Raw genomic sequence first — 25,567 nt, 5'->3', positions numbered from 1 at the left:
AGACGCCTCATCGACCGTATCGCGGTGCGCGCGGTCCTGGTACGCCCGAGTAGCGTCGTCGTATGGCCGGGAACAGGGACGAACGCCGCGAGCCGGTACCGGAAGAGGCACCGGGCGCCGCGACGGGAGCCGTGCCGGGAGCCGGTGCGGACGAGGGCCGCTGGGAGGAGCTCGTGCCCGGCGTCGTACGGCGGAGGCTGCCCGGCTGGGACGCGACCGTCGGTGCGGTGCGCGGCACGGCGGGCCTGCTGGTCGTGGACACCGGGTCGGGTGCGGCCGAGGGCGCGGGCATCCGCGACGGGCTGCGCGAGCTGTTCGGGCTTCCCGTGACGCATGCCGTGCTCACCCACTCCCACTTCGACCACGTCTTCGGCACGGCGGCCTTCGAAGGCGCACACGTGTACGGGGCGCAGGGGCTCGGCGATCATCTGGTGGGCGCGCGGGAGGAGTTGAGGCAGGACGCGGTGCGGCACGGCATGGCGCGGGAGGCCGCCGCGGATTCGGCCTCACGGCTCGTACCGCCGCTGCACGGCGTCTCCGAGCAGATCACGCTGACGCTCGGCGAACGGTCGGTGCGGCTGGTGAACATGGGTGCCGCGCACAGCGGGTTCGACCTTGCGGTGCTTGTGAGCGGCGGCCCGGGTCACGCGGGACGCGGCGTCGTCTTCTGCGGCGACCTCGTCGAGGAGTCCGGCGAACCGCAGGCGGGGCCGGACGCGAGCCCGTCGCGCTGGCCGCGGGCGCTGGACCGGCTGCTGGTGCTCGGCGGTGAGGACGCGCTGTACGTGCCGGGGCACGGGGCCGTCGTCGGTGCGGACTTCGTACGCGCCCAACGGGACGTCCTGGCACGCCGTTTCGCCCAGTCGTGAAGAATGCGCGTATGCGCAGCCGTTCTTATGATCCCGATCTCACGCCGCCGTGGAAGAAGCGGCAGCCGGTGCCCGAGGTCCCGGCCGACCCCGGCCTCGTGGTCGAGGAGGCCGTCACCGGCTTCTGCGGTGCCGTCATCCGTACGGAGAAGACCGCCGAGGGCCTGACGGTCACCCTCGAGGACCGGTTCGGCAAGCACCGGGTCTTCCCGATGGAACCGCGCGGATTCCTGCTGGAGGGCCGTACCGTCACGCTCGTACGGGCCGCGGGGGCCGCCGGCGCGGCTCCGGGGGCGGCGGCGTCCCCTCAGCGGACGGCTTCCGGCTCGCTCGCCGTGCCCGGCGCGCGGGCGCGGGTGGCACGGGCGGGGCGGATCTACGTGGAGGGGCGGCACGACGCGGAGCTCGTCGAGAAGGTCTGGGGCGACGATCTGCGCATCGAGGGCGTCGTCGTCGAGTACCTGGAGGGCGTCGACGATCTCCCCGCCCTCGTACGGGACTTCGGACCGGGCCCGGACGCGCGGCTCGGTGTTCTCGTCGACCATCTGGTGCCGGGCTCGAAGGAGTCCCGCATCGCGGCGGAGGTCACGGACGAGCACGTGCTGGTGGTCGGCCATCCGTACATCGACATCTGGGAGGCGGTGAAGCCCTCCTCCGTCGGCATCGACGCCTGGCCCCGCGTACCGCACGGCCAGGACTGGAAGACCGGCGTGTGCCGGGCGCTCGGCTGGCCCGCGAACACGGGCGCGGCCTGGCAGCGGATCCTGGGGCACGTACGCGACTACCGGGACCTGGAGCCGGCCCTGCTGGGGCGGGTGGAACAGCTCATCGACCATGTGACGGTGGGCTTCTCGTAGGGCGGCACCCGTCGTGCGACGACCGCATCCGGCGCGGCAGCGGCTCCGGGCCGGGTACGCCGAGAGGGACGGAACGGGGGGGCGGCGCTGAGCGCGGGGGCGGTGTCCGCCGGGGACCGCCGGGGACCGCCGGGGACCGCCGGGCCGCACGCGTACGCCCTCATCCGCACCGGGCCCGACCGGTCCCACCGCACACCGGTCGCTGGGACAGCTGCGCCCCGCCCCGCCCCGCAGCGGCAAGGCACCGGCCCCGTCCCGGCGACATCCGCCGAGGGACCTGCGCGGCCGTGCGACAGCCGGCGTATCCCGCCCGGTCGGGAACCCCGCCCCAGGCGAACGAGGCACGAGGGCCCGGACGCCCGTCCTGCTGCCCGCCCGCAGCGGCGGCTCCGGGTCGCGGACAATGGGACGCATGCCCTCCGTACTGCCCGAAGGCGAGGCCGTGCCCGAGAGCGGTTCGCTGCCGCCGGACGCGCTCGCGGGCCGCGAGACCCGGCCGCTCGGCTTCTATCTGCACGTGCCGTACTGCGCGACCCGTTGCGGCTACTGCGACTTCAACACCTACACCGCCGCCGAGCTGCGCGGCTCCGGCGGCGTGCTCGCCTCGCGGGAGAACTACGCGGCCACTGCCGGCGACGAGATCCGCCTCGCCCGCAAGGTCCTCGGCGACGACCCGCGACGCGTGTCCACGGTCTTCGTCGGCGGCGGCACCCCGACGCTTTTGCCGCCCGAGGACCTGGGCTCGATGCTCGCCGCCGTACGGGACGAGTTCGGGCTGACCGCGGACGCGGAGGTCACCACCGAGGCCAACCCGGAATCCGTCGACGCCGGACAGCTGGAACGGCTGCGCGAGGCGGGCTTCAACCGGATCTCCTTCGGGATGCAGAGCGCACGCCCGCACGTACTGGGCGTCCTGGACCGCACTCACACGCCCGGCCGGCCCGAGGAATGCGTCGCGGAGGCCCGTGAGGCGGGTTTCACGCACGTCAATCTCGATCTGATCTACGGCACTCCCGGCGAGTGCGACGACGACTGGCGGGCGTCGCTGGACGCCGCCCTGGCCGCGGAGCCCGACCATGTCTCCGCGTACGCGCTGATCGTCGAGGAGGGCACGCAGCTCGCGCGCCGCATCCGGCGCGGCGAGGTGCCGCCGACGGACGACGACGTGCACGCGGACCGCTATCTCCTCGCGGAGCGGGCGCTCTCCTCGGCGGGCATGCGCTGGTACGAGGTCTCCAACTGGGCCGCGGCGTCCGACCCTTCGGCCCGCTGCCGGCACAACGAGCTCTACTGGACGGGCGCCGACTGGTGGGGCGCCGGGCCCGGCGCGCACTCCCACGTGGGCGGGGTGCGCTGGTGGAACGTGAAGCATCCGGCCGCGTACGCGGGAGCCCTTGCCGAGGGCCGCTCCCCCGGCGCGGGCCGCGAGGTGCTCACGGCCGAGGACAGGCGGGTCGAGCGCATCCTTCTGGAGCTGCGGCTCGCCGCGGGGTGCCCGCTCGGGCTGCTCGCTCCCGCCGGGGCGGACGCCGCGGCACGCGCCCTCGCCGACGGGCTGCTGGAGCCGGGCCCGTACGAGCAGGGGCGGGCGGTGCTGACGCTGCGCGGGCGGCTGCTGGCCGACGCCGTCGTACGCGACCTGGTCGACTAGGCCCGGACGCCGGGAGCGGTCGGCGGGCGGCTCAGCGGCGGGTCCTCGGGGACAGGGCCGGGGAGAGGAGCCTCGGGGACAGGCCGGGGATACGGGGCCGCGAGACGGGACCGCGCCGGGCGCCGCGGGGGAATCCGGGGCAGGCCGGTCAGCGAGTCCGGCGGGTGTTGAGCCGGGCGGCCTGGCGCGTCAGATGGTCCCGCTCGGCGAGGTTCGGGGCCTTACGGGCCGCCTCGGCGTACAGCCGTGCCGCCTTCGCCAGGTCGCCGTCGCGCTCGTGGAGGTACGCCGCCACCGCGGCGTGACGGGGCATGGGGTGTTCCCCGCCCGAAGAGCCCGGGCCGGCTCCCCTGCTCGAAGAGCCCAGGGGAGCTTCCTCCAGTGCCGCGAGCGCCGCCAGGCCGGCGCGCGGCCCGTCGGCCTCGCCGACGGCCACCGCGCGGTTGAGCCGGACGACCGGGCTGTCGGTCAGGCGCAGCAGCTCGTCGTACCACTCGACGATCTGCACCCAGTCGGTCTCCTCGACGGTGGGCGCATCGGCGTGGAGTGCCGCGATGGCGGCCTGGGCCTGGAACTCGCCCAGCCGGTCGCGGGCGAGGGCCGCCTGCAGGATCTCGACGCCCTCGGCGATCGACGCTGTGTCCCACCGGCCGCGGTCCTGCTCGGCGAGCGGCACCAGGCTGCCGTCGGGCGCGGTCCGCGCGGCGCGCCGGGCGTGGTGGAGCAGCATGAGGGCCAGCAGCCCGGCCACCTCGGGGTGGTCGATCGTGGCCGCGAGCTGCCGGGTGAGCCGGATGGCCTCCGCGACGAGGTCGACATCGCCGGAGTAGCCCTCGTTGAAGACCAGGTAGAGGACGCGCAGCACGGTGGCGACGTCCCCGGGCTGGTCGAACTGCACGCCGGACACGGTGCGCTTGGCCCGGCTGATGCGCTGCGCCATGGTCGCCTCGGGCACCAGGTAGGCCTGGGCGATCTGACGGGTGGTCAGTCCGCCGACGGCGCGCAGCGTGAGCGCGACCGCGGACGACGGCGTCAGCGACGGATGGGCGCACAGGAAGTAGAGCTGGAGCGTGTCGTCCACCGCGGACGCGGGCCCGGGCGGCGGCTCCTCCTCGACGAGGTCCTCACGCCGGCGGCGGGCGGTGTCCGCCCGGTTCGCATCGAGGAAGCGGCGCCAGGCCACGGTGACCAGCCAGCCCTTCGGGTCCCGCACCGGGTCTCCCCCGCCCGAGGATCTCGAGACGGTGTCTCCCCCGCCCGAAGAGCCCGGGGAAGAGCCCATGCCCCGGACGCGGAGCGCCTCGACCAGCGCGTCCTGCACGGCGTCCTCGGCCGCCGCGAAGTCGGCTCCGCGGTGGACGAGGATCGTGAGCACGCTCGGTGTGAGGCTCCGGAGCAGGGCCTCGTCGATGATGTGAGAGGTCACTCGGTGACCGTGGTCGGCGCGGTCAGGAACGGCCGCAGCTCGAGCCATTCGTGGATGGGCTTCCCGCCCGCTCCGGGGGCGGCCGACAGTTCCCCGGCGAGCTCGACGGCGCGCTCGTGACTGTCGACGTCGATCACCATGAAGCCGGCGATGAGGTCCTTGGTCTCGGCGAACGGACCGTCGGTGACCGGCGGGCGTCCCTCTCCGTCGTACCGGACCCACTGCCCCTCGAAGGCGAGCGCCTGACTGTCGACGTACTCGCCGGTGGCCTCGAGCCGGGCCGCGAAGTCGTTCATGTACTGCACGTGCGCCGAGATCTCCTCGGGCGTCCACTGGTCCATGGGCGCGTCGTTGACCGAAGCCGGAGCGCCTCGGTAGTGCTTGAGCATCAGGTACTTGGCCATGGTGTTCTCCTCGGTCTGGTGCGACCCATACTGGTCACGTTCACCCCGGGGACGGAGCCAGGCACGGGTTCTCGACATCGCCGTCCTGGTTTTTTCGTTTTTCTCGGCCGATCGAGAATGGGCCCAGGTGAGCCCCGGGAAACGCCGCAGCCCGGGGGCGGGGCGAGCCGCCTCCGGGGCGGCCGCGCTCAGCCCGCCGGGCGCGCCTGGAGCACCAGCAGCGCGAGGTCGTCCGCCGCCGCGCCGTCGCCGAAACTGTGCACCGCGCGGCGCACCTTCTCCGCGGTCTGCGCCGCGTCGAGGCCGCCGCAGTCGGCGAACACGGCCGCCAGCCCGTCCTCGTCGTCGAACTGCCGCCGCCCGCTGCGCCGTTCGGTGACGCCGTCCGTGACGCACAGCAGGGTCTCGCCCGGCTCCAGGAGGACGGTCTGGCTCCCGTACGAGACGTCCTCCTCCACGCCGAGGAGCAGTTGGGGCTCCGCTGCCGCCCGTACCTTCCCCGAGGTGTCGCGCACCAGCGGCAGCGGGTGGCCGGCACAGACCAGCGTGCAGTGGCTCCCGCCGCCCTCGGACGGGGGACGCGGGACGAGTTCGCCGTAGACCATGGACAGGAACCGGGTCTGCTCGCCCACCTCGCGGTTGAGCCGGTCCATGACCTCGGGAACGCTGTGGCCCTCGCGGGCCAGCAGCCGCAGGACGGGCCGCGCGAGACCGGTGACGACGGCCGCCTCGGGGCCGTTGCCGCACACGTCTCCGAGCGCGAACCGCCAGCGCCCGTCCGTCCCTTCGTAGAAGTCGTAGAAGTCGCCGCCCGCCCATGAGCCCTCACCGGCCGGTTCGTAGACGACGGCCGTCTCCACGCCCGGTACGGCGACGTCGCCCGAGGGCAGCAGCCCCCGCTGGAGGACCCGGCTGATGGTGGCCTGACGCGTGTACCGCCGGGCGGAGAGCACCGCCTGGGCGACGCGCCGCGCGAAGTCCTCGACGATTCCGACGACTTCGCCGGGGATGCGCAGCAGACCGGCGCGCCCGATGACGAGCGTGCCGACCGTCCGCCCACCGACGACGAGGCGGCAGCCCACCGCCGCGCCGCCGGGACCGTACGCGGACGCCTGGCCGGGCCAGGTCCACGGCACGGCCCGTCCGGGCGGCGTACGGCCGTTGAGCTGGGGCGGTGTCCTCGTCAGCTCACCGCGCAGCTCGTCCATGCGCTCCTCCTGCGTGTGCCATACGCGGGAGAGGCGGAGCGGGGTGCCCGCGTCGGGGTCGGCGAGCCAGACGGCGCACCAGTCGGCGAACCGGGGCACCAGCAACTGGCAGGCCAGGGAGGCGACCCGGTCCTCGTCGGTCTGGCCGGCGAGGAGGTCGGAGGCCTCGGCGAGGAAGGAGAGGATGCCGTGGTTGATCCAGTCGGGATCGGGGCGGTGCGTGCCCGTCTCGGGGCGACGGCCGGTGGGGGCGAGGCTCCCGGTCAGGCTGCCGAGGGCCTGCTCCCCGGGCTTCCCGGACTCCCCCGGCTCCCCGTGCCCCCCGGGTTCGTCGTGCTCCGGGGGCGCGGGCACGGCGGTGGGGGCGGCGGCGGACAGCCCGGACGGTTCGCTCCCCGGGCTCTCGCTCCGGAACAGCCCGCCCCCGTGGCGCTCGCTCCGCGACGGCTCCCCGGGTGCGGCAGGCAGCCGGAACCAGACCGTCTTGCCGTCCCGCCGGTAGGTGACGCCCCACTCCTCCGCGAGTGCCGCCACCAGCCGCAGGCCGTGGCCCTGGTGTGCGTCCCGGGTGCCTTCGGCGGCCTCGCCGGCGCCGCGGGTCTCCACGGCGCGCGTGGGGTGCCGGTCGGAGACCTCGACGGCCAGCGTGCCGCCCTCGTGCCTGCACTCCAGGCGCACGGCCGTGCCCGCGTGCACGACGGCGTTCGTCACCAACTCGCTGACCAGCAGCGTCACATCGTCCGCCGTGCCGGCGGGCACTCCCCAGTCGCCCAGTGCCGTACGTACGAACTCACGCGCGGCGGACGGCGCCCGCGCGTTGCCCGGCAACGGCGCCCGCACCACGGCGGATCCGGCGGCGCCGGGCGCCGGACCGGCTCCGTGCCGTGCCCGCTGCTCCGCCTGGTCCGCTTCCCCCCACCGCGTCAACGACGTCCCCACTGTGTCTGCCCCCACCAGTTCTTCGGTTTAGTCCCCACGGGATTATCGCAAGGGTGACAGACTGATCTGATCCAAATGCGCCGGGTGACGAAACCGATGAGGCGGCACTGCCATGAGTGGTGAAGTGTCCGGACTTCCGGACGGACTTGCGGACGGGTTTCCGGACGGGCTTCCGGACGGCTCCCCGTACGCGGGCGCCGGCAGGGGCGCGGGCGCGGGACTGCACCCCGTGCTCTGCGCCCTGCGCGCCCTGCGCGACGGCGACTTCACCGCCAGGGTCGAGGTGGCCCCGGACGCCCTCCCCGGCTTCCACACCGAACTCGCGGACACGGTCAACCAGCTCGCGGCGCGCAGCGAGCACCTCGCCACCGAGCTGCTCCGGGTACGCGCGGACGTCGTACGCCGTGGCCGCGTGGACGAGAGACTGACTGCGAGTCCCGGCCACGGCATGTGGACGGACTGCGTACACGCGGTCAACACCCTGCTGGAGACGCTGCTCGGCTCACGTGCGGAGGCCACCCGGGTGCTCGCGGCCGTCGCGGACGGCGATCTCTCGCGCCGCGTCGATCTGCACGAGGACGGCAGGGCCCTCCGTGGCGAACTGCGCCGCCTGGGACGCACCGTGAACCGCATGACCGATCAACTCGCCCTCTTCACCGAAGAGGTGACGCGTGCCGCGCTCGACGAGGACGGCGAGACCGGCGGCCGCGGTCCCGGCGGCAGGCACAGCAAGCAGCGGGGGCCGGTCACGGTGCACACCACCGTCCGCGGCCTGTCCGGCAGTTGGCGGGACGCGGCCGAGGCCGTGAACGGGATGGTCTCCGATCTGCGCGAGACCACCCGCGCCAAGGAGTGGCTGGAGTCCAACCTCACCCGGCTCGCCGCGCTCATGCAGGGCCGCCGTGACATACGCGAGATCGCCGAGCCGATCATGCGGGAGCTGCCGCCGCTGGTGGGCGCGCAGTTCGGCGCGTTCTTCCTCGCGGAGAGCCACGGGGAAGAGCCGCCGGGAGGCGCCGGGGAGCTGAGTTACGTCGCGGGCTACGGCACCGCGGCCTACGAGCCAGGCGCCCGCCCGCGCGGCGGCGTGCGCGGCCACAGCCTGATCGCGCAGGTGGCGGCGGAGAAGCGGCGGCTGCTGCTGACCGACGCGCCGCCGGACTATCTGCCCATCGGCTCCGGCCTGGGCGAGGCGCAGCCCGCGTGCGTGGTGATCCTTCCGGTGCTGTACGAGGACAGGCTGCTGGGAGTGCTCGAACTCGCCTCGTTCAGCACGTTCAGCGACATCCATCTGGCCTTCTTCGACCAGTTCGTGCACACCATGGGCGTCGCTCTGCACACCATCAGGGCGAACACCGAACTCTCCGAGAAGGCCTCGCTGCTGGCCGCCTCCTCCCAGTACAAGACGCAGTTCCTCGCGAACATGTCGCACGAGCTGCGCACGCCCCTCAACTCGCTGCTGGTCCTCTCCCGGCTGCTCGCGGACAACGAGGCGGGGCGCCTGTCCGAGGAGGAGGTGCGCTTCGCGCAGACCATCCACCGCTCCGGCACGGATCTGCTGTCCCTGATCAACGACGTACTGGACCTCGCCAAGGTCGAGTCGGGCCGGATGGAGGCCCGGCCGCGCCGCCTGACACTGAGCAAGCTGCTCACGTATGTGGAGGACACCTTCCGTCCGATCGCGCACGACCGCGGTCTCGGGTTCTCGGTCACGTCGGCGGAGGACGCGCCCGACGAACTCCACGTGGACGAGCGGCGGCTGCAGCAGATCCTGCGCAATCTGCTCTCCAACGCGGTGAAGTTCACCCCCGAGGGCGGCATCGAACTGCACGCGGGTCCCGCCGCCGGGCGCGGCGCCGACGGCGAGCGGCTGATCGCCTTCACGGTCACCGACACCGGCATCGGCATCGGGCCGGAGCAACTCCCGCGCATCTTCGAGGCGTTCCAGCAGGGCGACGGCTCCTCGCACCGCACGTACGGCGGTACGGGGCTGGGGCTGGCGATCAGCAGGGAGCTGGCACTGCTCCTCGGCGGAAGCATCACGGTCGAGAGCACACCGGGCGCAGGCAGCACCTTCACGCTGTACGTACCGGTCGACGTACCGGCCGGCGTTCCCGCGGCCGTCCCCGCCGTGGGCCCGGCTCCGGCGCACGAGCCGCCCGCCGCGGTACTGTCCGCCGCCGTGCTGCCCGCACAGGCACCGCCGCCCCCGGGCAACGGCCACAGCACCGCTCCGGGCGACGGCGGCGCCCTCCTCGCCGACCGTCCCCGCACCGAGGGCGTCCAGGCCGCGGCGCAGGCACCGCAGTCGGGTCTCGCCGCCTGGCAGGGCGGCCGCGCCGCACTCGTACTCCGGGACAAGCGGGTGCTGATCGTGGACGACGACATCCGCAACGTCTACGCGCTGACCCATCTCCTGGGCCGGGTCGGCATGTCCGTGCGCTACGCGGAGAACGGCCGCGAGGCGCTGGCCACCCTGCACGGCGGCCCCGCCGTCGATCTGGTCCTGATGGACATCATGATGCCGGAGCTGGACGGCTACGAGGCGATCCGCACCCTCCGGGCCGACCCCCGCTTCGAGGAGCTGCCCGTCGTCGCCCTCACCGCGCAGGCCATGCCGGGGGACGGCGCGCAGTCGCTCTCCGCGGGAGCCTCCGCCTACGTGCCCAAGCCGGTGGCGGTCGAAGCGCTGCTCGGCACGGTGCTCTCCCTTCTCGACCCTCAATCCTCACCGAGGCCGTCATGACACCACCCGAACTCAACACCCGCATACCGCGCGACGCGTACACGGACCCGGCCGAGGAGGCGGGCGTCCTCCTCGTCGACGACCGCGAGGACAATCTCGTCGCCCTCGAAGCGGTGCTGGGCACCCTGGAAGTGCCGCTGGTGCGGGCGATGTCCGGCGAGGAGGCGATGAAGGCGCTGCTGCGGCAGGAGTTCGCCGTCATCCTGCTGGACGTACTGATGCCGGGCATGGACGGCTTCGAGACGGCCGGGCACATCAAGCGCCTGGACCAGACCCGGGACGTCCCGATCATCTTCCTGACGGGTGCCGAGTCCGCGTCCGAGGCGGGCTACACCTTCCGCGGCTACGCGACGGGCGCCGCCGACTACCTCACCAAGCCGTTCGACCCGTGGATGCTGCGCTCCAAGGTGTCGGTCTTCCTTGAACTGCACCGCAAGAACCGGCAGTTGCAGCAGCTTCTGGCAGGGGAACGCGACAGGCTGGGCGAGTTCGCGCGCAGGCTGACCGCACTGGAGCGGTGTCTCGACCCGGGCGGCGCCCACGGGCCGGCGGCCCCGGCGGACTCTGGGGGCCAGGCGGACGCGCAGAAGGCGCCGGCGGCAGCCGGCGCGGCCGCGCGGCACAGCCCCGCCGTGCCGGATGTGCCGGAACTCGCCCGGCACATCGCCGAGTTGGCAGACGCGCTGAACGAACTCCGCGCCGAGCTGCCCTGACGCCGACCGGAACCGGTTCGCCATCTCGTCCCAATTTCTTCCTTCTTCCGTGGGAGAAGGAACTCTTCCGGGCACATCACTGGTTCGGGCGGGCTGCGGCCTCGACATGGGCGAGTTGGGCGGCGAGGATCTCCTCGAACGCGGCGCGGCGATCCGCCCCGAGGGGAGGGACGTCGCGGGCGAAGTGGGCCAAAGCCGGGAAGCGTTCGGGGTCGGCGCCCAGAACCGCCACGCGGAACAGCTCCATGCCCTGTTCGTGCTCTTCCGGGGTGACCGCGCTGGCCCCGGCCTCGGAGGCGATCAGCGCGGCAAGGAGGACCGCGATCCGGTGGTAGCTCGCCGGGATCTCCTCGTCGGGCAGTCCCGAGGCGCGCAGCGCCTCCAGCGCCTCTTCCATGACCATGCGGGAACCGGTGCCGCTCGATGCGTAGCGTCCCCAGACCGCGGCGAGCTGGGGCTGCTTCCCGAAGGCCTCTCTCACGCGCAGGGCCAGGGCCGTGATGCGCTGCTTCCAGTCGCCCTCGGGGTCGTAGCCGTCCATCGCGGCCAGGAGAATCCGGTCGACGACCGCGCGCAGCAGTTCGGTCTTGCTGCGGAAGTGCCGGTAGAGGCTGGAGGAATCGGTCCCGAGAGCCGCGGCCAGCTTGCGCACGCTGAACGAATCCGCGTCGCTCGTGCGCAGCAGCTCTGCCGCCGCATCCAGGATCTCTTCGGTCGACCAACGCCTTCGGCCTGCCATCTTGCCCCTCTCGCCGGGTCTCAGCCTACCTAATGCACTTGGCGTTGCACGCACCGCGTGCATAATGAGGACACGAGCATGCCGGGCGGGCCGGCACGCCATTCGTGCCCCGTTGTCCGGGTCAGGCGCCCGATGCGGAGCTCACCCCGGGGAACACGAAAGGACGCATGACGTGAAGAACCCACTGGATTCCGGGGCGCTGGACGCCGCCATCGAAAACGTCCACCGCGCGGGGATACCGGGCCTGTTCGCCGAGGTGCGGGACGAAGACCGGGTCTGGCGCGGCGCCGCCGGGGTCGCCGACATCGCCACCGGCCGCCCCGTCACCGCTGACATGCGGCACCGCGTCGGCAGCATCACCAAGACCTTCACCGCCGCCGCGGTCCTGCAGCAGGTCGAGAGCGGTCAGATCAGTCTCGGCACACCGATCGGCCGCTACCTTCCGAAGCTGGTTCCCGGAGAACGCGGTGACGCGATCACGGTCCGGATGCTGATCAACCACACCAGCGGCCTCGCCGAATACCTTCCGTACGCCTACCCCTCCCTCAAGGCGTTCCCCGCCCTCGCGGACACCGGACCGCAGAGCCTGGACGACCATCGGCTCACGCGGTTCGACCCCGCCGAACTGATCGAGATGGGGGTCACTGCACCCGCTGTCGGCGCCCCGGGCGGCACTCCGGGGGTGTACTCGAACACCAACTACCTGCTCCTCGCCCGGCTCCTGGAACAGGTGACCGGCACTACGGCCGAGCGGTACATCACCAGGAACGTCATCGAGCGCGCCGGGCTCCGGGACACCGGACTCCCCGCGGGACCGTACGTCAACGGGCCGCACTCGCAGCTCTACGAAGCGTGGTTCGGCATGATCGACCCCCCGCGGGACTACAGCGTCTACGACATGTCATGGGTGGGGCCGTCGGCCTCGCTGATATCAACCGTCGCGGACCTCAACCGCTTCTACAGCGTGCTGCTGGCCGGGGAGATCGTCAGCCCGCCGTCGCTGGCGCAGATGCAACGCACCGTCCCGGTCGTCTCCCAAGAGGGAAAGACGATCGACTACGGCCTCGGCTTGCACCCGATGGAAGCTCCCGGTCAGGGCACTTTCTGGGGCCATGGCGGCACGGTCTGGGGTGGTGGAGCGCTGGCCATGACCCGCGCCGACGGCAAGCGGCAGATGGCGGTCGCGGTGAACATGCAGAGGTGGAACAGGCTCGACTCCTCCGGCAAGCCGCAGTCCCATCCCATCGACGACGCGCTCGAGACCCTGTACCGGCTGGCGATGTACGGCTGACCGGCCCCGGGGAAGATGACGGGCCCCGTCCGTGGACGCCTCTCGCCGGAGCAAGAGGCGTCCACGGACGAACTGGCAACGCTGGGGGTTCCTCCCGGACGCAGCGCGGGAGGACCAGGCGCGGTGCCGGGCGTCGAGGGCCCGCGAGGATCTGCCGGCCACCCGCTCGGACCGGCACCTCCCCGGATGACGCCGGAGGCCCTCAGACCTCCCGCGTACCGGCGTACATCTCGTCGATCAGGTGCCCGAACTCCCGCTCCACGACGGGCCTCTTGAGCTTGAGGCTCGGGGTCAGCTCACCGTGCTCGACATCCAGGTCGCGGGGCAGCACGCGGAACTTCTTGATGGTCTGCCAGCGCTGGAGGGTGCCGTTCAGCTCCTCGACGTAGCCGTCGACCATCTGCCGCACCTCGTCGCTGGTGACGACCTCGGCGTAGGGCTTGCCCTTGAGCGACTCCTGCTCCTCCGCCCACGCGGTGAGCGTCACCTCGTCCAGCGCGATGAGAGCGGTGCAGAAGTTCCGGTCGGCGCCGTGCACCAGGATGGTGGAGACGTACGGGCACAGGGCCTTGAACTGGCCCTCAACCTCGGCCGGCGCGATGTACTTGCCGCCGGAGGTCTTGATCAGGTCCTTCTTCCGGTCGGTGATCCGCAGATAGCCGTCCTCGGACAGCTCGCCGATGTCACCGGTGTGGAACCAGCCGTCGGACTGCAGGACTTCGGCCGTCTTGTCCGGCAGCCCGTGGTAGCCCTCCATGATGCCGGGGCTGCGCAGCAGGATCTCGCCGTCGTCGGCGATACGGACCTCCGTGCCGGGCAGCGGCTTGCCGACGGTGCCGGTGCGGTAGGCCTCGCCCGGGTTGACGAAGCTGGCCGCGGAGGACTCGGTGAGCCCGTAGCCCTCCAGGATGTGGATGCCGGCGCCGGAGAAGAAGAAGCCGATGTCGGGTGCGAGGGCGGCGGAGCCGGAGACGCAGGCGCGCAGCCGCCCGCCGAAGGCCTCCCGGAGCTTCGCGTAGACGAGCCGGTCCGCGACGGCGTGCTTGGTCTTCAGACCGGCGGGCGCGGTGGCGTTGCCGGTACGGCGGAAGTTCTCCTGCGTGACCTTCGCGTACTCGCGGGCGACCCCGGCCGCCCACTGGAAGATCTTGTACTTGGCCGCGCCGCCCGCCTTCGCCTTGGAGGCGACGCCGTTGTAGACCTTCTCGAAGATCCGTGGCACGGCGGCCATGTACGTCGGCTGCACGACCGGAAGATTCTCGATGATCTTGTCGATGCGCCCGTCGACGGCGGTGACGTGACCGACCTCGATCTGCCCCGCCGTGAGCACCTTGCCGAAGACGTGGGCGAGCGGCAGCCACAGGTACTGCACGTCCTGGTCGGTCACCAGGCCCTGCTGCGCGATGGCCTTCGCCATGTACGCCCAGCAGTCGTGCCGCAGCCGTACGCCCTTGGGCTTGCCGGTGGTGCCCGAGGTGTAGATGAGGGTGGCGAGCTGGTCGGACCGCAGCGCCGCCACCGTGTTCTTCACGCAGTCGGGGTCGGCGAGCAGATGGTCGGCGCCGCGCCTGGTCAGCTCGGAGAGGCTGATCACCCAGCCCTCGGGGTCGCCGTGCTCGGGACCCGCGCCGGTGAGCTCTCCCTTCTCGGAGACGTCACCGGCGTCGATGAGGACGACGTGCTTGAGTCCGGGCAGGTCCGCGCGGTGCTGCCGCACCTTCGCCAGCTGCTCGGCGTCCTCCGCGATCAGTACCCGGCTGTCGGAGTCCGCGAGGATGTAGGCCGTCTCTTCGACGTTCGTGCTCGGGTAGACCGTGGTGGTCGCGGCACCGGCGCAGAGGATTCCGAGGTCGGCGAGGATCCAGTCGACCCTGGTGTTGGAGGCGATGGCCACGCGCTCCTCGGGGGCGACACCGAGGGACATCAGCCCCGCGGCGATGCCGAATACGCGCTGTGCGGCCTGGGCCCAGGTGTAGCTGCGCCATTCGTCGGGTCCTTCGCCTGCGGCGGAGGGCACCGGATAGCGATAGGCCTCAGCGTCCGGGGTGGCCTCGACCCTTTCCAGGAAGAGTGTCGCCACGGAGGGCGGCCGGTTCTCGATCAGGGGTTGTGTGTCGCTCACGACATCCTCCGCTGGCCCGCACCTTGACTCGGTGTGATTTGCGTGCGTGAGTGCTTGTTGACTCACGAGTAACTAGAAGCAGCCGCCAGCCTAGAGGCCGTCGCCCCCCAACGTAAGGGGGCTGCCGCCCGCAATACCCCGATCACCTCGCGATCGTCACAGGCTCCTCAGGAAACACAGAGAGACGGGCCGCGAACGGCCCGTCTCACCCTGTTTCTGAGCCTTTTCCGGGCCGCTCAAGTAGCCCTATTGTTATTTTCAATTCTTTGCTTTGGCGCTTCCGCCACCACCACCGGCGCCGGTGCCTGAGCCGTCGGTCGACAGCGCGGCGATGAATGCCTCCTGCGGCACCTCGACACGGCCCACGACCTTCATCCGCTTCTTGCCTTCCTTCTGCTTCTCCAGCAGCTTCCGCTTCCGGGAGATGTCACCCCCGTAGCACTTCGCCAGCACGTCCTTGCGGATCGCGCGGACCGTCTCGCGAGCGATGATGCGGGCCCCGATGGCCGCCTGGATGGGCACCTCGAACTGCTGGCGGGGAATGAGCTCGCGCAGCTTGTTCGCCATGCGGGAGCCGTAGGAGTACGCCTTGTCCTTGTGGACGATCGCCGAGAACGCGTCGACCTGGTCGCCCTGCAGCAGGATGTCGACTTTGACCAGGTCCGCGCTCTGCTCGCCCGTGGGCTCGTAGTCGAGCGAGGCGTAGCCGCGGGTGCGGGACTTCAGTGCGTCGAAGAAGTCGAAGACGATCTCGGCGAGCGGGAGGGTGTAACGCAGCTCGACGCGGTCCTCGGAGAGGTAGTCCATGCCCTGCAGGGCGCCGCGCCGCGACTGGCACAACTCCATGATCGCGCCGACGAATTCGCTGGGCGCGATGAGCGTCCCCCGTACGACCGGCTCGTGCACCGAGTCGATCTTGCCGCTGGGGAACTCGCTCGGGTTGGTGACGACATGCTCGGTGCCGTCCTCCATCTCCACGCGGTAGACGACGTTGGGCGCGGTGGCGATGAGGTCGAGGCCGAACTCCCGCTCCAGACGGGCCCGGATCACCTCCAGGTGCAGCAGCCCGAGGAAGCCCACGCGGAAGCCGAAGCCGAGCGCGACGGAGTTCTCCGGTTCGTACGTCAGCGCCGCGTCGTTGAGCTGGAGCTTGTCCAGGGCGTCACGCAGCTCGGGGTAGTCGGAGCCGTCCAGCGGATACAGACCGGAGAAGACCATCGGCTTCGGGTCCTTGTAGCCGGGCAGCGCCTCCTCGGCCCCCTTGGTGAAGCTCGTGACCGTGTCGCCGACCTTGGACTGGCGTACGTCCTTCACACCGGTGATCAGATAGCCGACCTCGCCGACGCCGAGGCCGTCGGCGGACGTCATCTCCGGCGAGTTGGTGCCGATCTCCAGCAGTTCGTGGGTGGCGCCCGTGGACATCATCCTGATGCGCTCACGCCGGCCGAGCTGCCCGTCCACGACCTTGATGTAGGTGACGACTCCGCGGTACGCGTCGTAGACCGAGTCGAAGATCATCGCGCGTGCGGGGGCGTCCGCGACGCCGACGGGCTGCGGCACCTGCTTGACGACCTCGTCCAGCAGCTCCTCCACGCCCTCACCGGTCTTCGCGGAGACCTTCAGCACGTCCTCCACCTCGCAGCCGATGAGGTGGGCGAGCTCCGCGGCGAACTTCTCCGGCTGGGCGGCGGGCAGATCGATCTTGTTGAGCACCGGGATGATCGTGAGGTCGTGCTCCATCGCCAGATAGAGATTGGCGAGAGTCTGCGCCTCGATCCCCTGCGCGGCGTCGACCAGCAGAATGCACCCCTCGCACGCGGCCAGCGAGCGGGAGACCTCGTAGGTGAAGTCGACGTGCCCCGGGGTGTCGATCATGTTCAGGATGTACGGGGAGTCCTTGGCGCCGGAAGGCGCCCAGGGCATGCGCACCGCCTGGGACTTGATCGTGATGCCGCGCTCACGCTCGATGTCCATGCGGTCGAGGTACTGGGCACGCATCAGCCGGTCCTCGACGATGCCCGTCAGCTGGAGCATCCGGTCGGCGAGCGTCGACTTGCCGTGGTCGATGTGCGCGATGATGCAGAAGTTACGGATCAGCGCCGGGCCGGTGCGGCTCGGCGCAGGCACGTTCGAAGGGGTCGCGGGCACGCAGTGTCCTGTCGGGTCTGTCGGGTCGGCGGAAGGGCCTCCGTGAGGCTCCTCGGGAAGCTCTCGTACGATTTCGCAGCCCCCATGGTCCCATGCGCACACGGTACGGACCGGATTGGGAGGCCGCGGAGCCTGCTGGTAGCCTGACCGACTGTGCCTCGTGCGCTCCGCGGCCGGGACAGGCCTCGAAGGCGGCCCCGCGGCAGAAGCTCACGCTGGTATGTGAAGGCACCATCACCGAACCCGTAAAGGCTCTTTTTCGTGGCGAACATCAAGTCCCAGATCAAGCGGATCAAGACCAACGAGAAGGCGCGTCAGCGCAACAAGTCGGTCAAGTCGGAGATCAAGACGGCGATCCGCCGCACTCACGAGGCCGTCGCCGCCGGCGACGAGGCGAAGGCAGGCGAGGCCGAGCGCGCCGCCGGCCGCAAGCTGGACAAGGCCGTCAGCAAGGGCGTGCTGCACAAGAACAACGCGGCGAACAAGAAGTCCGCCCTCGCCAAGCGCGTCTCCAGCCTCAAGGGCTGACCGGCCCGCTTCCGCCGGTGCGGGTCCCACGGGCCCTCTCATTCCGTTCCGTACCGGCTCCTTCACGCGCCGCACGCGGCCTGCGTTCGCCACGCGGGTGCGGCGCGGGAGATCGCTTCGCGATCACTCACTGAAACGTCGAAGGCCCCGCAGCGCTTCCCCAGCGGCTGCGGGGCCTTCGCGGTGTCCGCGTGCGGGTGGCACGGCGGGCGTACGGGCCGGTCAGTCCGAGCAGAGGTTGTTCTCCCAGGCCCATGCGGCGATCTCGACCCTGTTGCGGGCGGCCAGCTTCCGCTGCGCGTTCGCCAGATGGGTCTTGACGGTGGAGAGGGTGACGTAGAGCTCGTCAGCCAGCTCCTCATTCGTACGGCCGCGGGCCACGAGACGCACCACGTCCAGTTCACGGGGCGTGAGCACCTCCTCCGCGGGCGCTCGCTGCCCGCCCTGCGCCCGGTGGTGCCGGGCAGCGGCCTTGCTGCGCCGCGCTCCGGGCCCCGGCTGGTCCACGGAGCCGGGGCCGGCCCCGGAGCCGCCACCGCCGCCGGACGTCATGCGGGAGAGCAGCCGCACCGTGACGGACGGCGCGATCATGGCGTCGCCCGATGCCGCGGCCCGTACGGCCTCGGTCAGCAGCGCCGGCGACCCGTCCTTCAGGAGAAACCCGCAGGCTCCGTTGCGCAGAGCGCGGTAGACGTACTCGTCGAGGTCGAAGGTCGTCGCGATCAGGACGTTCAGGGGGTCGGGAACCTCCGGACCGGCCAGCCGTCGCGTGGCTTCCAGACCGTCCAGTCCGGGCATGCGGATGTCCAGCAGACAGACGTCCGGGCGCAGCTTCTGCGCCTGCTCGACCGCTTCGACGCCGTCGGCGGCCTCGGCCACGACCTCCATGTCCGGCTGCGAGTTCAGGATCATGCGGAAGGCTGACCGGACCATCTCCTGGTCGTCGGCGATGAGCAGCCGGATCGTCATTCCGCCCATGGTGTCAGAAGGACCGCCCGGGGCAGCGGGGTTCACCTGGGCGGGGGCAGCGGGAGGCAGGCCGAGACGGTCCAGCCCGGCTCAGGGGCCCCGTCGCCGTCCGCGTCCGGCCGGGGGCCCGTCTCCGGGTGCGTCTCCGTGCCGCTGCCGGGGTCCATGTCCGCGTCCGTGTGCGCGTCCGGGCCGGGGACCGGGTCGGGGACCGCTTCCGTCCGCGGTCCTGCGCTGAAGCGGCCTCCGGCTGCCTCGACCCTCTCGGCCAACCCCTTCAGGCCGAACCCGCCACCGGTGGGAATGAGTTCGCAGGACGCGCCGTCGGATGTGCCGCCGGGACAAGCGACGGAGGGGCCGCCGCCGTCGTCCGTCACGGAGAGCTCCAGGCGCTCCGGGGAGCCCGGCTGGGGAGAGGCGGCCACGATGACGCAGGAGGCGGCGGGCGCGTAGCGGCGGGCGTTGGTCAGCGCCTCCCGTACGACGCCGCGGACGACGTCCACGAGCCCCGGCGGCAGCCGCCGTTCGGACACCCGCGGGTCCACATCGACCGCGGCCGGCGGCGGCCCCGCCGCGCTGAACTCCTCCACAGCCGACTTCAGCACCTGCGCCAGCTCCTGCTCCTGCCCGTGAGGTGCGGTCGGCGGCGTGGAGGTGCGCAGGACGGAGACCATGCCGCGCATCGAACTCAGCGACTGCGAGGCGGCGTTCTCGATGTCCGCCAGCATCCGGTCGAGATCCTCGGGGTCCTGCTCGCGTCCTTGTCCCGCGGCGAAACGTGCGGCCCTCGTACGCGCCACGATGGCCGTCACGTGATGGGCGACGAAGTCGTGCAGGTCGCGTGCGTATTCGAGCCGCTGGGCCTCGCGGATGCTCTCCCGCTCCCGCGCCCGCAGCCGGTCGCGCAGCCGCAGGTGCAGTCCTGCCGGGATCGCCGCGAGCACGCAGAAGAAGAGCGCGGTCTCCAGCAGATTCAGATGCTCGGCGGTGAGCTTCGACAGCCGCAGCGGGATCAGTGCCACCGCCAGTCCCGCCGCGGTCACCAGCAACTCCGCCTTCACCGGCCTCAAGTGCCGGACCGCGCGGGCGACAAGGGCCAGCAGGGCACACAGCTCCAGCAGACCCGGTGTGTGCTCGGGGCGTTGAGAGAGGTTGAAGGACACGATCGAGAGCGCGGCCGACGCCGTGACGGCGAACGCGGCACAGCGCGGCAGCAGCTCCCGCGGTACGGCCAGAGCCGCCACACAGAGCGCACCGGTCACGACGGTGCCCACGGCCGTCGGCAGGAATCCGGTGTCCCGTCCTTCGAAGGCCAGGACCGCGAGCAGCACACCTCCGACGACGACAAGGAGGACCTGCCGGAGGCGCGTGAGGGAGAAGAAGGCGCTGACCATGCCCGGAACGGTACGGGAGCCACGCCCCCCGCACCTCGGCTGTTCGGCCGATACGAGCGGGCGCGGGGCGGGCGCGGACCAGGTGCGGGGCGCGCGCATCGGCCTTCCGGCTGATGCGGCGGGGCCGCGGCCCCCGGTGCGCCGGCAGGCGTACGTGCGCGGGAAGGCGTACGTGCGCGGGAAGGCGTACGTGCGCGGGCACTTCAGCGGGAGCGGGCACTTCAGCGGGAGCGGGCACTTCAGCGGGAGCGGGCCGCTTTCGCGACGGCGATGACCGCCTGTTCCAGCGCGTACTCCGGGTCGTCGCCGCCGCCCTTGACCGCCTCGTCGGCCGCCGCGACGGCACGCAGCGCCGAGGAGACGCCGTCCGCCGACCAGCCGCGCATCTGCTGCCGTACCCTGTCGATCTTCCATGGGGGCATGCCGAGTTCGCGGGCGAGATCCCCGGGCCGCATGCCCCGGGGCGCGGAGGCGAGCTTGCCGATTCCCCTCACGCCCTGCGCCAGCGCGCTGGTGATCAGTACCGGAGCGACGCCTGTCGACATCGCCCAGCGCAGCGTCTCCAGCGCTTCGGCCGCACGGCCCTCAACCGCGCGGTCCGCGACGGTGAACCCGGAGGCTTCGGCACGCCCCGTGTAGTAGCGCCCGACGACGGCCTCGTCGATCGTGCCCTCGATGTCGGCGACGAGCTGGCCGCAGGCGGAGGACAGCTCACGCAGATCGCTGCCGACCGCCTCCACGAGGGCCTGGGCGGCCTCCGGTGTGGCAGAACGGCCGAGCCCTCTGAACTCGCCCCGTACGAAGGCGAGCCGGTCGGCCGGCTTGGTCAGCTTGGCGCAGGCCACCTCACGCGCACCGGCCTTGCGCGCGGCGTCCAGCAGCCCCTTGCCCTTGGCGCCGCCCGCGTGCAGCAGTACGAGCGTGATCTCTTCGGCGGGGGCACCGAGATAGGCCTTCACGTCCTTGACGGACTCCGCCGAGAGGTCCTGGGAGTCGTGCACGGCGACGACCTTGCGCTCGGCGAAGAGGGACGGGCTGGTCAGCTCCGCCAGCGTGCCCGGCTGAAGGTCGGCGGCGGCCAGCTCGCGCACGTCGGTGTCGGCGTCGGCCGCGCGCGCGGCGGCGACCACCTCCCGCACGGCCCGTTCCAGCAGCAGCTCTTCCTGGCCCACCGCGAGTGTCACGGGGGTCAGCGGATCGTCCGTCGTCTTCTTGCGCGTGCCAGCCATCGCGGACCAGCATCCCACGCCGCACCGACACTCCTGCCTGGCGCAGAATGCACGTGTGACCGACGTACGACACATCCTGGTGCTGCCCGACCGCGACGCCGCCGAAGAGGTCGCCGAGGAGCTGACGCAGCGCTTCGACGGACCCCACGAAGAGCCCCAGCTGGTACGGGACGCTCTCGCCGGCGAGGACGACGCCGAGGACGCCCAGTGGCTGGTGGTCCTGGAGGACCCGAGGACTCGCTACGACCGTGAGCAGCTGGACGCACTCGCGGCCGAACACGACGGCTGGCTGGAGTGGGAGTGAGGCCGGGCGGCGGCGCGGCGCGAGCCGCAGTCAGCGCCCCGCAGGCCGCGACGCGGCCCTCGGACCGGCTGCGCGCAACCGCGGGCCTTCGCTCAGCCGCCGGGTGCGGGAGGCGAACGGGACGCAGGCGGCTCCCCGGCCGTCTCACGCTCCGCGACGACGGCCGGTGCACCGCCGTCCTTCCGTGAATCGCCGCCGTCCGGTGAACTCGTCACCGCCAGCGCGCCGTTGCGGTCGGTACGGCGCACCAGGGCGCCTGAGGCACGCAGCGCGCCGACGGTACGCGGCGCGGGGTGGCCGTAGGGGTTGTCCGCACCGCAGCTGATCAGGGCGATGCGCGGACGCAGCCGCTCCAGCAGCCGTGGGTCCTGGTAGGCGGATCCATGGTGCGCGACCTTCAGCACGTCGACGGACGGCAGCGCCGGATGGGCGCTCAACAGACCGCTCTGCGCGCTCGGTTCGAGGTCGCCGGGCAGCAGCAGGGACATGCCGCCCGTGCGGAACAGCAGGGTGATGCTGGCGTCGTTGGCACCCTCCGCGCCCTCCAGGCTGTCCGCACCCTCCAGCCCCGTCCCGCTGCCCGGGCTGCCGGGAGGCCGCGGGATGCGGGGCGGCTGCGGCCACAGGACCTGCCACGACAGCTCCCCCACATGTCTGCGCTCGCCCGCCGCCGAGCCGATGACGCGGACTCCGGCCCGGCGAGCCGTACGCCGGACGAACTCCGCCTGCCCGCGCGGCTCTTCGAGCCTCGTGGTCTGGATCGCCCCTACTCTTCTGCCTTTCAGAACGCCCGGCAGTCCTGCGACGTGGTCGGCGTGGAAATGCGTGAGGACGAGCAGCGGTACGGAGGAGACACCGAGCGTCTCCAGGCACCGGTCGACGGCCGCCGGGTCCGGGCCCGCGTCGACGACCACGGCGCTGCGCGCACTGCCCGTGGCGAGCACCAGCGCGTCCCCCTGCCCGACGTCGCACACCACGAGCCGCCACCCGGGCGGCGGCCAGCCCGTGAACGGCCGTACGAGCGGCACCGGCCGGATCACCACGAGCAGCAGCAGCAAGACGGACGCCGCGCACAGCCAGGGGCGCCCCAGCAGCGCGGGCAGCCGTGTATTCCTGCACAGCAGCAGCGCGGCGGCGGTGAGCACCGCGAGCAGCAGAGCTCCCGTCCAGCCTCCGGGCCAGGCGATCTCTCCTCCTGGCAGGGCGGCTCCGGTCCGTGCCAGGGCGGCGATTGCCTCGGTGGGCCAGCCGGCCAGCCACGCCAAGGCCTCGGCGAGCGGCATCGCGAACGGTGCCGCCGCCAGCGCCGCGAAGCCCAGCACGGTCGCCGGTGCCACCGCGAACTCCGCGAGCAGGTTGCACGGCACGGCGACGAGGCTGACGTGCGACGCCAGTACGACCACGACCGGAGCACACACGACCTGCGCGGCGGCGGCCGCTGCGAGCGCCTCGGCGAGACGCCCGTTCATGCCCCTGCGGCGCAGGGCGGCGCTCCAGCGCGGCGCGAGAGTGAGCAGCGCTCCGGTGGCCACCACCGACAGCAGGAACCCGAAGTCGACCGCCAGCCCGGGGTCGTGGAGAACCAGCAGCAGCACGGCGGCCGCCAGCGCGGGCAGCAGGGAGCGCCGCCGTCCGGTGACGAGGGCAAGCAGTGTGATCAGCCCGCAGGCAGCCGCCCGTATGACGCTGGGCTCGGGGCGGCAGACGACGACGAAGGCGAGCGTGAGCAGCGCGCCCAGGACGGCCGTGCCGCGCAGCGGGATGCCCAGACGAGGGGCGAGCCCGCGCCGCTCGGCGAGATGCGCGGTGCCCGGCGGCCCGATGAGCACGGCCAGCATGATCGTGAGGTTCGCGCCGCTGACGGCCAGCAGATGGGTCATGTCCGTGGCGCGGAAGGCCTCTTCGAGGTCCGGGCGCAGGCGCGAGGTGTCGCCGACGACCAGCCCGGGCAGCAGCCCGCGCGCGTCCCCGTCCAGGCCGTCCGTGGCCTCCCGCAGCCCCGCACGGAGGCTGCCCGCGCCGCGCTGCAGGGACGTGGGACCACGGACCACGGGTGGCGGCCCGTCGGCCCGGAGGCGCACCACCGCCGCGACGTCCTGCCCGTACCCCGTGCGCAGAGGTGCCGCGAGCCGTGCTTCGGCCCTGAGACCGGTCGAGGGCAGCAGCCGGTGCCACCGCCCCGGCGGCGGTCCGTCCCGCTGCTGGACGATGACGAGCACCGGCGTACGCACGGCGCGGTCGACGTGTCGCGGGCCCCCGCCGCCGCGATCCCCGCTTCCGGCCTCACCGGCGGTGGGACCCGGCGAGGCACGTGCCGTGACGCGGGTGGCCTCTGCCCGGAACAGCAGTGCTCCGGGCCTCTGCTGAGCGCCGTTCACGCTCGGGCGGATGCGGTGCGGGTCTCCGGTGACGGTCAAGTCCACGGTGGCCGTGGCGTGTTGCTCGGCGAGACGCGGCAGCGGCCCGCGGCGCAGGTCGGCTGCGTGCAGTGCCGCTGCCCCTGCTGCGGCCGCCGCGCAGAGCAGCGCCGCGGCGGCGGTGAGCCGGCCGGGCGGGCGTCCGCCCTGCCACGCACCGCCCGGCCGCGCACCCCGCGGCCATGCGGCTCCCGGCCCTTCGCGGACCCGCTGCCGCGTGCTGTCCGGCGCTTCGCCGACCCGCTGCCGCGCGTCTCGTGCCTCTCCGCCTCGCGCGCCTCCGGCTCGCACCTCTCCGGCTCGCGCCCCGGCGAGCAACAGGACCGCACCGAGCACGCATGCCGCCGCACCGGTCGCCGCCACCCGCCCGGAGACTCCCGACGCCAGCGCCGCCGCTGCCCACGCGGACAGTGCGAGCGCCACCAGCCGCAGGTCGGCGGGGCCTTCCGGCCGGGGAACGGCCACCCCTGGCGGCCGCGGCGGCCCCCGCCGCGCACCGGCCGCGCGCCTGGCGCCGGTCGCCGCCCGGCCGACGGGCGCGGCTCCCCCGCCGCTCAAGGGCTCACCTTCGGCTTGATGTCGGCGAAGCGCCGGTCACCGATGCCGTTGACCTCCTGAAGCTGGTCGACGGAGGTGAAGCCGCCGTGCTCCTCCCGGTACTCGACGATGTGCTGCGCGAGCACCGGGCCGACGCCGGGGAGCGTCTCCAGCTGAGCCACGGTCGCCGAACTGAGGCTCACCAGCCCTCCCTGCGCCGGCCCGCCGGATGACGCCGCCCCGCCGACCCGTCCCCCGTCCGCTCCGCCGCCTCCCGCGCCTGGTACGGCCCCGCTTCCGGTGGACGGGGCGGCCGGGGCGCCCGCGACGATCTGCTCACCGTCGACGAGCCTCCGCGCCCGGTTGAGCCCGCTGAGGTCCGTACCGGGACGGACACCGCCCGCCGCTTCGAGGGCGTCGGCGACTCTGGCGCCGCTCGGCAGTCTGTGGACGCCGGGCTTGCGGACCTTGCCGCCGACGTCCACCACCAGCCGCTTGCCGGACAGCCGGCCGGAATCCCTCCCGGTGCCGGGCGCACGCCCGTCAGCGCCCGGCACGTCCGCCGGGCCCGCGGGGGCGCCCTCCGCCGCGGGTGCCCGTACGGCTTCGGGACGGCCGGTCCAGAAGTGGTGGACGGCGAAGCCGACGGCGACGACGAGCACCACAGCGAGCGCCAGCAACGTCCTGGGCTCGATCCCGCAGCGCAACTGCACCCACAGCGGCAGCCGTTCACGCAATGCGAGCCGCGCCCGGTCCCCCGTGGCGAGCGGCGCGCCCGTACCGGCTGAGGCCCCTTGCCCCCGCGCGGCGGCGCCGCCCCCGGGCCCGTCGTCCCGTCCGGGCTCGTCGTGCCGCCCGGCCCCGCTTGCCCGCACGTCCCGCATGTCCCGAACCGCCCCGTCGTCCGGCGGGGCCGCACGAGCCCGTGCCGGCGCGGCGGGCGCACGCATCGCCGCGCGCCGCTCCCGGCCGCGCCGTACGGCTTCACGCGCACTGGCGACCGCGTCGGCCCGCGGCAGCACCCCCGCATCGGACCGCCCGGCACGCACGGCCGCCGGAGAGCCCGGCCCCTCCGG

General features: G+C 72.6%; 19 protein-coding genes. 8 read left to right on the top strand and 11 right to left on the bottom strand.

What is annotated here, in order from left to right; all coding sequences use genetic code 11:
• The first annotated feature begins 62 nt into the window (after positions 1-62).
• The 3 genes from AN215_RS17115 to hemW all read left to right on the top strand — a co-directional run bounded on the left by AN215_RS17115 (position 63) and on the right by hemW (position 3,377).
• Positions 63-869, top strand: a complete 807-nt coding sequence (locus AN215_RS17115) for an MBL fold metallo-hydrolase (RefSeq protein ID WP_079123134.1) — start codon at positions 63-65, stop codon at positions 867-869.
• Positions 870-880: 11 nt separating this feature from the next.
• A complete protein-coding gene (locus AN215_RS17110) occupies positions 881-1,726 on the top strand; it encodes a DUF3097 domain-containing protein (RefSeq protein ID WP_070014033.1) in 846 nt (281 codons plus the stop codon).
• 412 nt (positions 1,727-2,138) lie between these two features.
• Positions 2,139-3,377, top strand: a complete 1,239-nt coding sequence (hemW, locus tag AN215_RS17105) for a radical SAM family heme chaperone HemW (RefSeq protein ID WP_070014032.1) — start codon at positions 2,139-2,141, stop codon at positions 3,375-3,377.
• A gap of 148 nt (positions 3,378-3,525) precedes the next feature.
• Here hemW and AN215_RS17100 read toward each other — a convergent pair whose 3' ends face one another.
• The 3 genes from AN215_RS17100 to AN215_RS17090 all read right to left on the bottom strand — a co-directional run bounded on the left by AN215_RS17100 (position 3,526) and on the right by AN215_RS17090 (position 7,342).
• Positions 3,526-4,788 (bottom strand): RNA polymerase sigma factor, encoded by a 1,263-nt coding sequence (locus AN215_RS17100; RefSeq protein ID WP_070014082.1) that lies wholly within the window; start codon positions 4,786-4,788, stop codon positions 3,526-3,528.
• Between the two features lie 11 nt (positions 4,789-4,799).
• Positions 4,800-5,207 carry a YciI family protein gene (locus AN215_RS17095; protein WP_070014080.1) on the bottom strand — a complete coding sequence of 136 codons (408 nt, stop codon included), beginning with the start codon at positions 5,205-5,207 and terminating at the stop codon, positions 4,800-4,802.
• A 188-nt stretch (positions 5,208-5,395) separates the two neighbouring features.
• Complete coding sequence (locus AN215_RS17090; RefSeq protein WP_079123133.1) at positions 5,396-7,342, bottom strand: SpoIIE family protein phosphatase; 1,947 nt, start codon at positions 7,340-7,342, stop codon at positions 5,396-5,398.
• A 124-nt stretch (positions 7,343-7,466) separates the two neighbouring features.
• Between AN215_RS17090 and AN215_RS17085 the strand changes: the two genes are divergently transcribed.
• A complete protein-coding gene (locus AN215_RS17085; protein ID WP_079123132.1) occupies positions 7,467-10,100 on the top strand; it encodes an ATP-binding protein in 2,634 nt (877 codons plus the stop codon).
• Positions 10,097-10,813 carry a response regulator gene (locus tag AN215_RS17080; RefSeq protein ID WP_079123131.1) on the top strand — a complete coding sequence of 239 codons (717 nt, stop codon included), beginning with the start codon at positions 10,097-10,099 and terminating at the stop codon, positions 10,811-10,813. The genes AN215_RS17085 and AN215_RS17080 overlap by 4 nt, the downstream gene beginning before the upstream one ends.
• A gap of 76 nt (positions 10,814-10,889) precedes the next feature.
• Here AN215_RS17080 and AN215_RS17075 read toward each other — a convergent pair whose 3' ends face one another.
• The gene (locus AN215_RS17075) at positions 10,890-11,552 is read right to left on the bottom strand and encodes a TetR/AcrR family transcriptional regulator (protein WP_070014030.1); all 663 of its coding nucleotides are present in this window, start codon (positions 11,550-11,552) and stop codon (positions 10,890-10,892) included.
• A gap of 172 nt (positions 11,553-11,724) precedes the next feature.
• Between AN215_RS17075 and AN215_RS17070 the strand changes: the two genes are divergently transcribed.
• Positions 11,725-12,843 carry a serine hydrolase domain-containing protein gene (locus AN215_RS17070; protein ID WP_070014029.1) on the top strand — a complete coding sequence of 373 codons (1,119 nt, stop codon included), beginning with the start codon at positions 11,725-11,727 and terminating at the stop codon, positions 12,841-12,843.
• Positions 12,844-13,045: 202 nt separating this feature from the next.
• Here the strand turns inward: AN215_RS17070 and AN215_RS17065 are convergent, their stop codons facing one another.
• Positions 13,046-14,965 (bottom strand): AMP-dependent synthetase/ligase, encoded by a 1,920-nt coding sequence (locus tag AN215_RS17065; RefSeq protein ID WP_070014028.1) that lies wholly within the window; start codon positions 14,963-14,965, stop codon positions 13,046-13,048.
• A 258-nt stretch (positions 14,966-15,223) separates the two neighbouring features.
• On the bottom strand, positions 15,224-17,113 hold the full coding sequence (gene lepA, locus AN215_RS17060) for a translation elongation factor 4 (RefSeq protein ID WP_070014027.1): 1,890 nt from the start codon (positions 17,111-17,113) through the stop codon (positions 15,224-15,226).
• 261 nt (positions 17,114-17,374) lie between these two features.
• Here lepA and rpsT point away from each other — a divergent pair, with 261 nt between their 5' ends.
• Positions 17,375-17,641, top strand: a complete 267-nt coding sequence (gene rpsT, locus AN215_RS17055) for a 30S ribosomal protein S20 (protein WP_070014026.1) — start codon at positions 17,375-17,377, stop codon at positions 17,639-17,641.
• Positions 17,642-17,863: 222 nt separating this feature from the next.
• On the opposite strand, the gene AN215_RS17050 is transcribed toward rpsT, so the two are convergent.
• The 3 genes from AN215_RS17050 to holA all read right to left on the bottom strand — a co-directional run bounded on the left by AN215_RS17050 (position 17,864) and on the right by holA (position 21,233).
• On the bottom strand, positions 17,864-18,619 hold the full coding sequence (locus tag AN215_RS17050; protein ID WP_216093881.1) for a response regulator transcription factor: 756 nt from the start codon (positions 18,617-18,619) through the stop codon (positions 17,864-17,866).
• Between the two features lie 32 nt (positions 18,620-18,651).
• Entirely contained in the window at positions 18,652-20,004 is a 1,353-nt protein-coding gene (locus tag AN215_RS17045) for a histidine kinase (protein WP_070014025.1), read from the bottom strand.
• Between the two features lie 239 nt (positions 20,005-20,243).
• Positions 20,244-21,233 (bottom strand): DNA polymerase III subunit delta, encoded by a 990-nt coding sequence (gene holA, locus AN215_RS17040; RefSeq protein ID WP_070014024.1) that lies wholly within the window; start codon positions 21,231-21,233, stop codon positions 20,244-20,246.
• Between the two features lie 55 nt (positions 21,234-21,288).
• On the opposite strand from holA, the gene AN215_RS17035 reads away from it, so the two are divergent.
• On the top strand, positions 21,289-21,537 hold the full coding sequence (locus AN215_RS17035; protein WP_070014023.1) for a hypothetical protein: 249 nt from the start codon (positions 21,289-21,291) through the stop codon (positions 21,535-21,537).
• Positions 21,538-21,629: 92 nt separating this feature from the next.
• Here AN215_RS17035 and AN215_RS17030 read toward each other — a convergent pair whose 3' ends face one another.
• On the bottom strand, positions 21,630-24,365 hold the full coding sequence (locus tag AN215_RS17030; protein WP_431306311.1) for a ComEC/Rec2 family competence protein: 2,736 nt from the start codon (positions 24,363-24,365) through the stop codon (positions 21,630-21,632).
• Between the two features lie 143 nt (positions 24,366-24,508).
• The gene (locus AN215_RS17025; protein ID WP_431306307.1) at positions 24,509-25,375 is read right to left on the bottom strand and encodes a ComEA family DNA-binding protein; all 867 of its coding nucleotides are present in this window, start codon (positions 25,373-25,375) and stop codon (positions 24,509-24,511) included.
• Positions 25,376-25,567: the final 192 nt, after the last annotated feature.

The sequence above is a fragment of the Streptomyces abyssalis genome, from assembly GCF_001751365.1.
GTDB lineage: Bacteria > Actinomycetota > Actinomycetes > Streptomycetales > Streptomycetaceae > Streptomyces > Streptomyces abyssalis.
Note: the sequence above shows the minus strand (reverse complement) of the source record. Positions and strands in the feature narration are given on the sequence as shown.

Excerpts from the sequence above, each read along its gene's own strand:
- AN215_RS17115 (WP_079123134.1), top strand. The coding sequence starts at position 63 with ATGGCCGGGAACAGGGACGAACGCCGCGAGCCGGTACCGGAAGAGGCA.
- AN215_RS17110 (WP_070014033.1), top strand. The coding sequence starts at position 881 with ATGCGCAGCCGTTCTTATGATCCCGATCTCACGCCGCCGTGGAAGAAG.
- hemW (WP_070014032.1), top strand. The coding sequence starts at position 2,139 with ATGCCCTCCGTACTGCCCGAAGGCGAGGCCGTGCCCGAGAGCGGTTCG.
- AN215_RS17095 (WP_070014080.1), bottom strand. The coding sequence starts at position 5,207 with ATGGCCAAGTACCTGATGCTCAAGCACTACCGAGGCGCTCCGGCTTCG.
- AN215_RS17085 (WP_079123132.1), top strand. The coding sequence starts at position 7,467 with ATGAGTGGTGAAGTGTCCGGACTTCCGGACGGACTTGCGGACGGGTTT.
- AN215_RS17080 (WP_079123131.1), top strand. The coding sequence starts at position 10,097 with ATGACACCACCCGAACTCAACACCCGCATACCGCGCGACGCGTACACG.
- AN215_RS17075 (WP_070014030.1), bottom strand. The coding sequence starts at position 11,552 with ATGGCAGGCCGAAGGCGTTGGTCGACCGAAGAGATCCTGGATGCGGCG.
- AN215_RS17050 (WP_216093881.1), bottom strand. The coding sequence starts at position 18,619 with ATGGGCGGAATGACGATCCGGCTGCTCATCGCCGACGACCAGGAGATG.
- AN215_RS17045 (WP_070014025.1), bottom strand. The coding sequence starts at position 20,004 with ATGGTCAGCGCCTTCTTCTCCCTCACGCGCCTCCGGCAGGTCCTCCTT.
- holA (WP_070014024.1), bottom strand. The coding sequence starts at position 21,233 with ATGGCTGGCACGCGCAAGAAGACGACGGACGATCCGCTGACCCCCGTG.
- AN215_RS17025 (WP_431306307.1), bottom strand. The coding sequence starts at position 25,375 with ATGCGGGACGTGCGGGCAAGCGGGGCCGGGCGGCACGACGAGCCCGGA.